Genomic DNA, 11830 nt, shown 5'->3' on the forward strand with positions numbered 1-11830 from the left:
GAAAAACATTCTTAACGCCTCAGGCAAAAGCAGCTTTGGATATCGTTGCGAAAGTACTTACGGAAAATCCAAATATGACAAATACCGTAAGCGGGCACAAAAACGCTGAGGAGGATAAATTGGCAGAAAAGAAAGATTTCTATTCCGATATGGATACGAAACGTAACCAGGTCGTAAAAGAATACCTGATTTCAAAAGGAATTAATGCTTCCAGATTAAAATCGGAAAGTAAAGGAAGTGATGTTCCAAGTCCTGAAATCAAAGAAACTGACGATGATGATTTGAAACTTGCTAAAGGAAGAAGAGTCGTTTTCAGAGTGAACTAACAATCATTCGTAGTTAATAAACATATTTGAAAACCATCCGTCAATAAACGGGTGGTTTTCTTTTTTCAAGTCAATATGGAAATTATTCATTATCCCGTATTCAGAAAGCTGGAAGGTTTCGGCAGGTACTATAAAATAGAAAGTCCGGATCTTTTCATTGAAGTTTCCATCCTGAATGGAAAACCCAATTATCAATCCATCAAAGCGATTCAATATCCTGAAAAACTGCGGATCCAGGATATGATTGCCTGTGAGTTTAACTTCAAGGAAATGAGCGCTGAGGAAATTGAGCAGTATTTTCAATAGGTTTTGTTTCGAATAGGGATAGATGAATGTTGCCTTCCAATAAAAAGATTGTATACCAATTCTGTTTGAACGCAAAGAGTAGAATTTATTTAAAACAAAAAAATGCACAAATCCCCTGCTGTGACTGGGCTAATAGATACAACTTGTCCCGCCACTGCGGGATGTCTATGCGTATTTTCACAACTAAAACAGAGCAGAAGTTTCCTGATTTTGTTTCTCTTCGATGAATGCACAAATTACTCTTGATAATCTTTGAAACGCAATCCTGATAGCTATCGGGAAGCAAAGGGCGCAACGTTTTTTGTTATCATCCTCTAAACTGTCATGCCAGACATAAAAAAATCCATCCGCTTTACAACGAATGGATTTCCTTTTGATTCTTTCTGTTCCTTTTAATTCAATACAATCTTCGATGTCTTCGTTCCGATCTGGATCAGGTAAATTCCTTTTTTAACGGAAGTGAAGTCCAATTCAGAAACTCCGGATGAAACTTGCTGTTCGGCTACCAAAGCACCATTCAGGTCAATCAGTTTCACAAGTCCTGAAAAATTACTTGTCACCTTCACCATTCCGTTGGAAGGATTCGGACTGATCCGGAACAGATTTTCAGCACTTTCCTGTACATCCAATGTAGAAGGATTGGAATGATTCCATTTTCTCAAAAACAACCAAACTTCGATCATTTCTTCGATATCACTTACCGGTTTGTACAGATAAACGTGTCCTGCTCCGTTAAATCTCCACAATTCCAATGAAGCAACCGGATTACAGTTATCATAAACAAAACGGTCAACGGAAATGGTATCCGTTCCTGTATCCGGAAGACGTGTTGAATCTGCACTCGCAGCACAACCGTGAACCCCTCTCCAGAAATCAATTGTTTGAGGAACCAAACTCAAAGATGGCAATGCTGTTCCGTTATACGGAACCGTTCCGTCAGCAGTTCCGTGCAAATGGATAACCGGAGTTTTGTAGCTGGGTACACAAGAACTGATATCCGAAGTCGGCATTGTTCCGGACATTCCTCCGATTGCTGCAATCCGTTGGTTCATCGCACAAGCCATGTGGTGAGACATGATTGATCCCATCGAAAAACCGGTTGCATAAACACGCGCAGGATTTACATTGAAATCAGTCAATCCTCGATTGATCAGCGCATGCATGAAGTCAATATCATCTGCTGTACTTCCAAGCAAGGTTCCATTGTTCCATCCGGCCATTCCGAAACTGTTGTTCAAAGCCTGCGGATAAACAGCAATCACTCTGGCAGTATCCGCAATGTTATTAAATCCTGCGGAAACCATATCCGCATTGGTTCCACCCAGGCCGTGCAGGATGATAATCATGTCCGGACTTTCGGTCTGAGCATTGAATCCCGCAGGAATATACAATTTGTAGGTCCTTGTTACGCCGTTAAGCGTAATTGTTTCATTGGTAAGCTGAGCAGATGCCATCGAGGCACTGAACACCAATAAGGATAGTAGTGTAAAGATTTTATTCATAGTAGATTAATTTATCCAAAAATAAATTAATTAACTTTAGTCTCAACAAAAATTTGACAAGCGGTGTTAAAATTTTCAACTTTTCTAATCGTGTCTGTTTTAGCGGTTTCTTGTACGCTTTCCGGTGAACAGGAAAACAGACTGAATAAACAACTATCCAAATACATCAAGGCGCATAATGATAATAATACTCTTGAATATGCCGGATTAACGCATCCGTTAGTCGTAAAATATTATTCATCGCTTGGAGATTCCGTCTTTATTAACCACTTTAGCAATGAGTTAGAGAAAAAAGAAGTGGTTTTCAGTAATTTGTTATACCGTGAAACGAAAAGCGATGGAAAGTGGATTGAACGAAAGTACACGGTTCGCAAAGAATCACTTGAAGAGAAAAACAAAGCGTACGAATTGTATGCTATTTCTTCAGATGGAGGCAACAACTGGTTTTTTCTAAACGAAGAAGATTATTTTCAACAAAAGATACCTCTCAAAAGGCGGCTTTTTTCAAAATAAGACATGAAACAACTTTTACTACTACTATTCACTACTTATTCCGGACTGCTTTCTTTCAGTCAGGGATGGAATCCGGTTGGGGCAAGATCTGTTGCGCTTGCCAATACCAGTGTTTGCCTGGACGATGTTTGGGCATATCACCACAATCCCGGAGCAGCAGCTTCAATCCGTACCATTTCCTTCGGGGCTTATTACGAAACGCGCTTTTTAACCAAAGAATTGCAAACACAGGCTTTGGCTCTTGCCATTCCGTTGAAAGTCGGAGTTATTTCAGCCGGAGCTCAGTTTTTCGGGTATGAACAGTACCGGAATACGCGTGCGGGATTGGGCTACAGCATGAAATTTACGGATTTCCTGCAGTTGGGCGTTCAGGGAAACATTCAGACTTTACGACTTGGGGGTAATTACGGATCAACGACCAGCGGAACCATTGAAGCCGGGTTATTGGCGAAAGTTTCCGAAAAATGGAGTATCGGTATTTCTGTGATGAATATCGGCAGACAGCGGATCAGCCCGATTCGCGATCGTTTTGCAACCATTATGCGTGCCGGATGCCATTACAAACCATCCAAAAAGGTTTCCATTTTTGTTGAAGTTGAAAAGCAGATCATTACCAAAATTTCGTTCAAAGGAGCGGTCGAATATCAGCCGGTAAAACCACTATACATTCGTATCGGAGCGCAAAGTGCACCGATGGAATTTGCTTTGGGATTCGGGTACAAGGTTTCCGGATTTTCCATTGATCTCGGTTCAAAATACCATCAAACGCTTGGTTGGTCGCCAAACATCGGATTGAATTATCAATTGAAAGAACATGAACAAAAATAGGCTCATACTTATTTTTTTCTTCTTCTGCAGTTGTTGGTCTTTCAGCCAGGAACGCAATGAAATTATCCAGCAGCGCGTCGAGTTTATCGCCGAACAAGCGGAATCGGAAGAACTGGATCTAACGAATATTTTCGATCAGCTCAATTACTTCTTTGATCATCCGATCAATCTGAACAGTACAAACCCGGATGAATTGAGATCACTGGGACTTTTAACGGAAGTACAAATCACAGATGTGCTTCTCCACATTGAACGATTCGGGAAATTTATCAGTATTTATGAACTCCAATCATTGAAATACTGGGATTTAAATACCATTTACCTGGTTCTTCCCTTCATCCGGGTCGATGATCGTTTGGAAAATCTTCACATTACATTCAAGGATGCTATCAAAAACGGGAATATTGAATGGTTTGTCCGATATCAACGTACTCCGCAGCGGAAAAAAGGTTACACTCCGGTTTCGGATTCTGTTCTGAACAATTCAAACGGTTATTATCACGGAAATGCGGATAAATACTATACGCGTTTGCGCTACACTTACCGCACCAATATCAGCTTAGGTTTCACTGCTGAGAAGGATCCCGGTGAGGAATTTTTCAAAGGTTCGCAAAAAAACGGCTTCGATTTCTATTCCTTTCACGCATTTTACAAAGGTGGAAAATACGTCCGGGCAATTGCAGCCGGAGATTACCAGATTCAAATCGGTCAGGGACTCAACACCTGGAGTGGTTATGCTTTCGGGAAAAGTGCCGATATTTTTTCATCGAAAAAGGCAGCAAATCTGCTACGTCCTTACACTTCGGTAGATGAAAACCGTTTTTTTCGCGGAGGAGCGGCAATTATCGGGTACAAAAAGTGGAATTTGCTGACGTTCTACAGCCATAAAAAAGTGGACGGAACCGGAATTGCCGATTCGCTAACGGATGACCTGGAATTTGTTACAACCATTGATCTTTCCGGATTACACCGTACAAACAGTGAGATCGCGAAGAAAAACCGGTTGAAAGAACAAGTGATCGGAAATTATCTGAGTTACAATTCAACCCGTTTTAATGCCGGAATAGCTCTTGTCAACCAACAATATAATCAGCCTTTATTGAGAGATACTGTTCCTTACAATTTATACGCTTTCAGAGGAAAAAACACTACTGCTATCAGCGGCGATTACAATTTCGTGATCAGAAACTTTAACTTTTTCGGAGAGGTTTCTTACAGCACGCACTCCAAATCTTTTGCACAACTTTACGGTTTGATGGCAATTCTCGATCCGAGTGTTTCCATTTCCGTGATCTACCGCAATTATTCCAAAGGATATTACAGTTTTTACAACAACGGATTTTCCGAAGGCAGTAATACTCAGAATGAAAGCGGATTGTTCTCCGGAATCAAACTCAAACTGGCTCCGGCCTGGTCTGTTAGTTCTTATATTGATTTCTTTCGTTTTCCCTGGCTGAAATACCAGGTTGATGCTCCGTCTAAAGGACATGAATTTTTAGTTCAACCGACCTACAAACCAAATAAAGTCTTTGAAATCTACGCGCGTTTCAGGCAACAGGTTCGACAAAAGAACTCCAGGGACTCTGACGGATCCATTACTCCGATTGAAAATGTTGTTCAGAACAATTACCGTCTGAACCTTTCTTACAAAGTACTGGAAAGTTTCACGATCAAAAGCAGGTTGGAATATGTGACCATTAACCGGAAAAGCAATGCTCCGGAAGATGGCTGGATCTTCACTCAGGATTTCCTGTTTAAACCAACGAAATTACCATTCGACATAACCTTGCGTTATGCGCTTTTCGACACTGATAGTTACGACTCACGGATTTACACATTCGAAAACAATGCTCAATACGTCTTTTCGATTCCGGCCTATTATTACCAGGGATCGCGGGCATATGCACTTGTCCGCTTCACATTCCTGAGACATTGCAACTTATGGATTCGTTACGGTGTTTACCTGTATGCGAACAAAACGGTCATCAGTTCCGGCCCGGAGGAAATTAAAGGATCCAGGAAGTCGGATATTACGGTGCAGCTGAGAGTGAATTTTTAGTTCTGTTTGTTTAGAAGATAAAATTGTTCAATTGTTCAATTGTTCAATTGTTCAATTGTTCAAATAAAAGTATTTCCACTTTGATTTAGACCTTTTCAATTCCATGAACTTTTTGAACTAGTCCGGGACACTTTTTTAAGCAAACATCTTCCCTTCTTTTACGTATTCTTTCCGGATTCCTTCAATCAAATTCCTGCGGCTGATCTCATTACTTCCTTCTTCGGCAGTTTTCAGACAGGCAAATTGAACCACGTTGACAATATTTGCTCCACTGAGATTGTAGGTACGCGCAATCTGGTCGATCGAAATTTCTTTATGCAAAGCCAGGTTCTTGGGTAAAATATCGTCCCAAAGCAATAATCGTTCTGCTGCTCCCGGCATATCGTATTCGATCATCGACTGAAAACGACGTGTAAATGCCGAATCAAGATTGCTTTTCAGGTTGGAAGCCAAAATCACCAATCCGGGATGATTTTCAATGCGTTGTAATAAATAGGACACTTCCTGGTTCGCATATTTATCGTGTGCATCACGCACGCTCGTGCGCTTTCCAAACACCGCGTCAGCTTCATCAAAGAAAAGAATCCATTCTTTATTTGCTGCCTTATCAAATAAGCGGGAAAGGTTTTTTTCCGTTTCACCAATGTATTTGGAAACGACCAAAGACAAATCAATCCGGTAAACATCGCGACCGGTATATTTTCCAAGCAATGTTGCCGTAAGCGTTTTCCCGGTTCCCGGTGCTCCGTAAAACAACACCCGGTAGCCCGGCTTGATTTTTCCTGCAAGTCCCCATCCATTCATCAACTGATCCTGATGTTTCAACCAGGACTGAATTTCCATGATCTGATCCAGTGTTTTCTTCTGCAAAACCAGGTTTTCCCATTCGAGACTTGTCTCAATGAGCTGCGCTGGAAATCCGGCTCCCATTCGGGGCTTCTGTACGGCTCCGGTTGTAATAATATCGACATATTCTTCGTCAATAACCAATCTGCCGCTCATTCGCGGTTCATAGTTCGATCCGTCTTCAAAGGAAAGAATTCCCGTTTGAAACAGATGCGAATCGACCTGGAAATAGCGTAGAAGGCTCATTCTGGTTTCGAGGTCTTTCCCTGCAAGTAAATACAATAAGGTATCTCCAGTTGGGAAAAACAATTCCCGGTTTTTGCCTCTTACCAGCGCCATTTCAGGGAATTCTTTACCCTGAGGCAAATAAACGGAAAGCAGTTCCGGTAACAATTCGGGCTGCATATGCGGTGCAAGCGCCAGGGTAAGCGCTACCAAATCAATTTCGGTGAGCACGCCCTGAGCAGGAATCGACTTTAAAGTATCTTCGCTCAGAAAGGATGTAATGTCCGGAAATTCGGCTTCTTCATTCAATTGAACGGTTTTCATCCGGTAATGAACGATTTCGCTCAGGAAAAGAAAAAGCTGCTCCCAGGTAGCAACAGAAGTGATTGCTGTTTTGTTTAACATGTGAATTCGGTTTGTGATTTAAGTTATGGATAAAATGAATTCTTATAGAGAACTCAACTTTAAAGATAATGGAAAAAATCGGAATAAAAGAGTGATTTTGAGCCTTCCAAAAAAAAGTTTTTTTGTTTTAAAGAGCATAAATAGTTTACGATCTTCTCCTCTTATCTTTGTTTCAGAAAAAACAATAAACCGATAAAACCACCGTTCAATAACTGAACAATAATACAAACAAAAAACCTAAAAAAATACTTGAAAAAAAACCGCTAAAAATTTGGATATAAACAAAATACCATTTATCTTTCACTCGACTAAACAAAGTCAAATCTTTCCAGTTTTTATAGTCAACATACTGACTTAGCTTTTCCAGGAGCTATAGAGAAAATAAATTTACTTTTCGTAGAATTGGTTCTTCCGGTTCATCGAAAGTAGACGGTTTTGAATTTTGCATGTTCGATCTTTCATTAGATTGTTCACGTGGATTTCTTTGCCAGAAACTGTTATCGCATTTATGGAAAAGAAGGGAACACATTATCGATAGATAATCCTGCACCCGCGCACCGCATGAATCATCTATCAGGTGTGTTTTCATTTCAATTTTCCATGCTTGTTTCTGCAGAACAAGTTGATAACAAGAACGAGAAAAATAAGGACTTTCGGGCATATGTATTGAAAGTATTTTTTTGCGGGCCTGGAAGCTGCAAAGAATATGGACAAAATATGTGTTTCCGGCAACGATTGATTGTTTCATGAACACCCTGGAAATGTTCTGAATGCATTGATCAATGCTTTTTGGTAAGTTACTAACCGCAGAAAAGACAACTGTTCACTGACAGAATTGGCTCCCGGTTTTTGAGATCTTAAACCTCAATCTCCCTGTCTCTTTTCTTAAAGACGTATCCTGCTGATTAAAAGTTCATCGGAAGTCCTGCTTTCTCTCGTTCAAACAACTTTAGCGGTTGTTTAAAACACCCGAATCCACAATTTTAAGAATCGTATTAATAACCACAAAACACACTATCATGATTTACGAAGCATTGTATATTTTGATTGGAGAATTAAACAGCTACCTGGCCAGTCAGGGGCTTGACGAAGATGTTGTACTTGATAATATTGCATTTGTCGAGAACGAATCAGAATCAACACCACCGATGGCAAATAAAGTTGTATTGACTCTACTCAATCTAAACGAAGAAGTTACCATGCGGAATCTTCCAAACAATCGGATAGAAAGCAATAAGATAGCCTACCGCAACAATAAGATCAACCTGAACTTGTATATCCTGTTCAGCTCGAATAAAACCGGTTATGATGTCTCGTTGAAATATCTCTCACGGATTCTGGAATTTTTCCAGGGAAAAAGCGTTTTCACCCAGGCCAATACCAACTTCGAACATTCCGATCCGATTCTGGGAGCTATGGGTGATTTTCGATACACGCTGGAGTTGTATACCCCCACTTTTGAAAACCTCAATTACATCTGGGGAACGCTTGGGGGTCGGCAACTTCCGAGTGCTCTCTACAAAATGAGTTTAGTCGTGATTGACCGGGAAGCAACTTTAAATGAGTCTCCGAAGATCACGGAAAACATTGGAAATATTAGTGTCAACCCCGTTTGATTTAACCACATATGAGCTATTCACAAACATACCGGACTCTTTTTGAGCTGCAGGTACTTCACGAGTATTATCTGAACAGCGGTCCTGATCCTTTCAGAGGCATGGATCCGCAACAGCAGCAGCTGATGTTCAAAAACTATGCTTTCAACGGTTTTCTCCAGGTAACTCCAACAGCACAGACCCGCAAGGTCATGGAAAATCAAAAACTGCTTCTAAATGCCGGTAAACGCGGATTGGAAGTCATTGCCCTGGTTGAGGAAACAGCACCCGGAACACCGGCTAAGCCATTCATTCCACTCTCAGATAATGTGGAATTACATTTTTTAGTCAAGATCAACGATCCGGCTTTCGAGATTTATACCGATCTGACCCTGGTTAAAAATGAATTCTTCTTTTTCTCAAACATTCAGCCACCCGGAGAGACTAATTTCCCTTATCTGCCGACGGCTCAGGAACAGGTAGATTCTCCAACTTATATTTCCGACAGCTACCGGCTTACGCCATTGGCTAAGTCGCAGGAAGTTGCTGATATGCTGAACATATCCAGAGAAGATCGAATCGGATTACTTGGTGTCGTTGTACTCCGTATGCACGGAGCTACGCACAGTATTACTGATAACGACGGAAAAGTTCCGGCTAGCCCGACAAGCTTCGTAATGGAGTTTGCAAACCGCAGTACTATCTGGAAATATTACTTTCAAAACTCTGATTACTATGCAGAAACAACCAGTCCAAAACCGCTCACCAGAAACGGTTACAATCTAATTAACCCACAGCACCTTACACTCCGAAACAAAGATCCGGAGCTTCCATCCGAACACTATGTATTCGATTTGACTCCGTACTACTTCCCCGCGCCGGATGTCCAAAAAGCAGAAATTAAAGCGGGGATTTTTTATTCAGTAATTTATATCTAAACACAATAAACAATGGCGTTAACATTAAATACACCAGGCGTTTACGTGGAAGAAGTCAACTTACTTCCACCGTCAGTTGCTCAGGTAGCAACCGCAATTCCGGCCTTTATCGGGTACACGGAAAAAGCATTAGCATTGGATGGTTCACCTTTAAGACCAGATCCGACTGCTCCTCCCGTTCCTGTAAGGATTACATCCATGTTGGATTATGAAACACAGTTTGGAAAAGCACAGAATCAAGCCGGAATTACCGTATCTGTATCAGACAGCGGAATCAGTGCTGACCTTCCGCCAGCAAGCAGAAGCAAGTTCCTGATGTACTATTCGGTACAAATGTACTTTGCAAACGGAGGTGGACCATGCTACATCGTATCAGTAGATGATGGCTACGCAACTCCACCAGATGCTGTAACTATCAAAAAAGGGCTAACAGTACTTGAGAAAGAAGATGAGCCGACTTTGATTCTTTTCACGGATGTAACATCCCTTGCACCATCAGATGCATATTCATTATACAATGATGCCCTGGCTCAATGTAATAAGCTGCAAGATCGCTTTACCATTATTGATGTTGCCATGAGTAATTTAACTACGGTAAATACTACGACTGATTTCCTCAATCTGCGCAATCTTATCTCCGGTAATGCAGACTACACCAAATATGGTGCATCATATTATCCTTACCTGAAAACTATCCTTGATTACCAATACGATGAAGCAGCAGTTGCTGTTAACGTTACTTCATCCGGTGATTTCGGAGCCGATGTTCAAGCTATTTCTACAGGTCCCGTGACGACAATCAAAGGTCTTTTGGCTGGTTACATTACAGATTTGGCCGGTATTAGTCCAACCCTGTCCAATGTAACAAATATCCGTAACAAAGTATTGGAAATTTCCAATTCATCAGCATCACTTATCGGATCATTGACTCAAATGGTAAATATCGGACGAGGAGTAATTGCAAGTAATCCCGGGGATCCGGATCTTCCTGCATTACTTTCAGCAACCAATGCGCTTGATACGTGGACTACAAATTACCCGGAACTGCTCAATTTCAATCTGAGCCAGAATTTGGACACTTTGAATGCTGCTACTGACAATGCCGAGGTTTCGGATGCAAAAGATGACATCACTGCTTCCTTAACCACTGCTGATCTTGTTGCCAACATCACCATTATTCAGAATACAAATGGAGATATTGCTGATTTGATTTTAGCTCTGGCTCCATTTTCATCCTCTACAAGTGCTACAAATCTGGCAGCATTGAAAATTAGTAACAATGCGCTTTATAACAGTATCAAAAGCGTAATCGGTCAACTTCCGGTATTATTACCTCCAAGTTCATCTGTTGCAGGGGTTTATGCCCAAACAGATGCAAACAACGGTGTATGGAAAGCTCCGGCAAATGTGAGTCTGAACTATGTGATCGGACCGAATTACAACATTTCAAATGATTTGCAGGATGGTATGAACGTTGACACCGTTGCAGGAAAATCCATCAATGCTATCCGAGCATTTACCGGGAAGGGTACGCTTGTTTGGGGAGCACGCACTTTGGATGGTAACAGTGCAGAGTGGAAATACGTTTCCGTGCGCCGTTTCTACAACATGGTAGAAGAGTCCGTGAAAAAAGCAACCGAAGGTTTCGTGTTCCAGGCAAATGATGCCAACACATGGGTAAAGGTTCGCGCTATGATCGAGAACTTCCTGATCCTTCAATGGAAAGCAGGAGCGCTTGCCGGTGCTAAGCCGGAACAAGCATTCTATGTAAAGATCGGGCTTGGATCAACGATGTCAGCTGATGATATCTTAAACGGTCGCATGATCGTCGAAATCGGAATGGCTGTAGTAAGACCTGCCGAGTTCATTGTATTGCGTTTCTCACACATGATGCAACAGGCATAACAGTAATCACTAACGAAAAATAACAACAAATTATGGCAACATATCCATTATCCAAGTTTCACTTTCAGGTAGAATGGGGAGGAACGAAAATAGGTTTCACAGAGATCTCCGGACTTGATTCCGAGCTGGAAGTCATCGAATACCGTCAGGGAGCAAGTCCTGAGTACAGCAAAATTAAAATGCCGGGACTGCGCAAATTCTCGAACATCACTCTTAAAAGAGGCATGTTCCAGGGAGATAACGAATACTTCGATTGGCTGAACTCAGTTCAGATGAATACCATCGAACGCCGCGATATCACTATTTCGCTTTTGAACCAGGATCACGAACCGGTTGTAGTTTGGAAAGTGCGTAATGCATTCCCGACCAAAGTACAGTCTAC

General features: G+C 41.4%; 11 protein-coding genes. 9 read left to right on the plus strand and 2 right to left on the minus strand.

Translation table 11 applies throughout. The features are described 5' to 3' along the window. On the plus strand, window positions 1–326 hold a 326-nt coding region (locus Q1V93_RS09245), incomplete at its 5' end, for an OmpA family protein (protein ID WP_300664006.1). Between the two features lie 75 nt (window positions 327–401). Continuing rightward, window positions 402–632: a hypothetical protein gene (locus Q1V93_RS09250; protein WP_300664008.1), complete on the plus strand. Its 231-nt coding sequence runs from the start codon at window positions 402–404 to the stop codon at window positions 630–632. A gap of 392 nt (window positions 633–1024) precedes the next feature. Here the strand turns inward: Q1V93_RS09250 and Q1V93_RS09255 are convergent, their stop codons facing one another. Next, on the minus strand, window positions 1025–2134 hold the full coding sequence (locus Q1V93_RS09255; RefSeq protein ID WP_300664010.1) for a PHB depolymerase family esterase: 1110 nt from the start codon (window positions 2132–2134) through the stop codon (window positions 1025–1027). A 90-nt stretch (window positions 2135–2224) separates the two neighbouring features. On the opposite strand from Q1V93_RS09255, the gene Q1V93_RS09260 reads away from it, so the two are divergent. The 3 genes from Q1V93_RS09260 to Q1V93_RS09270 are packed head-to-tail and all read left to right on the plus strand — an operon-like array spanning window position 2225 to window position 5534. Next, entirely contained in the window at window positions 2225–2647 is a 423-nt protein-coding gene (locus Q1V93_RS09260) for a hypothetical protein (protein ID WP_300664012.1), read from the plus strand. A gap of 3 nt (window positions 2648–2650) precedes the next feature. Continuing rightward, window positions 2651–3475: a hypothetical protein gene (locus Q1V93_RS09265; protein ID WP_300664014.1), complete on the plus strand. Its 825-nt coding sequence runs from the start codon at window positions 2651–2653 to the stop codon at window positions 3473–3475. After that, window positions 3462–5534, plus strand: a complete 2073-nt coding sequence (locus Q1V93_RS09270; protein WP_300664016.1) for a hypothetical protein — start codon at window positions 3462–3464, stop codon at window positions 5532–5534. The genes Q1V93_RS09265 and Q1V93_RS09270 overlap by 14 nt, the downstream gene beginning before the upstream one ends. 135 nt (window positions 5535–5669) lie before the next feature. On the opposite strand, the gene Q1V93_RS09275 is transcribed toward Q1V93_RS09270, so the two are convergent. Then, on the minus strand, window positions 5670–7010 hold the full coding sequence (locus Q1V93_RS09275) for an ATP-binding protein (protein WP_300664017.1): 1341 nt from the start codon (window positions 7008–7010) through the stop codon (window positions 5670–5672). Window positions 7011–8029: 1019 nt separating this feature from the next. On the opposite strand from Q1V93_RS09275, the gene Q1V93_RS09280 reads away from it, so the two are divergent. The 4 genes from Q1V93_RS09280 to Q1V93_RS09295 all read left to right on the plus strand — a co-directional run. Beyond that, window positions 8030–8626: a DUF4255 domain-containing protein gene (locus Q1V93_RS09280; protein WP_300664019.1), complete on the plus strand. Its 597-nt coding sequence runs from the start codon at window positions 8030–8032 to the stop codon at window positions 8624–8626. 11 nt (window positions 8627–8637) lie between these two features. Further along, on the plus strand, window positions 8638–9543 hold the full coding sequence (locus tag Q1V93_RS09285; protein ID WP_300664021.1) for a hypothetical protein: 906 nt from the start codon (window positions 8638–8640) through the stop codon (window positions 9541–9543). 12 nt (window positions 9544–9555) lie between these two features. Continuing rightward, a complete protein-coding gene (locus Q1V93_RS09290) occupies window positions 9556–11448 on the plus strand; it encodes a phage tail sheath C-terminal domain-containing protein (RefSeq protein ID WP_300664023.1) in 1893 nt (630 codons plus the stop codon). A gap of 32 nt (window positions 11449–11480) precedes the next feature. Next, the coding region (locus Q1V93_RS09295) for a phage tail protein (protein WP_300664025.1) at window positions 11481–11830 on the plus strand (350 nt) is incomplete at its 3' end.

The sequence above is a fragment of the Fluviicola sp. genome (assembly GCF_030151805.1).
Lineage (GTDB): Bacteria > Bacteroidota > Bacteroidia > Flavobacteriales_D > Crocinitomicaceae > Fluviicola.

Coding starts and splice junctions, on each gene's coding strand:
- Q1V93_RS09250 (WP_300664008.1), top strand. CDS start 402: ATGGAAATTATTCATTATCCCGTATTCAGAAAGCTGGAAGGTTTCGGC.
- Q1V93_RS09285 (WP_300664021.1), top strand. CDS start 8,638: ATGAGCTATTCACAAACATACCGGACTCTTTTTGAGCTGCAGGTACTT.
- Q1V93_RS09290 (WP_300664023.1), top strand. CDS start 9,556: ATGGCGTTAACATTAAATACACCAGGCGTTTACGTGGAAGAAGTCAAC.
- Q1V93_RS09280 (WP_300664019.1), top strand. CDS start 8,030: ATGATTTACGAAGCATTGTATATTTTGATTGGAGAATTAAACAGCTAC.
- Q1V93_RS09265 (WP_300664014.1), top strand. CDS start 2,651: ATGAAACAACTTTTACTACTACTATTCACTACTTATTCCGGACTGCTT.
- Q1V93_RS09275 (WP_300664017.1), bottom strand. CDS start 7,010: ATGTTAAACAAAACAGCAATCACTTCTGTTGCTACCTGGGAGCAGCTT.
- Q1V93_RS09270 (WP_300664016.1), top strand. CDS start 3,462: ATGAACAAAAATAGGCTCATACTTATTTTTTTCTTCTTCTGCAGTTGT.
- Q1V93_RS09255 (WP_300664010.1), bottom strand. CDS start 2,134: ATGAATAAAATCTTTACACTACTATCCTTATTGGTGTTCAGTGCCTCG.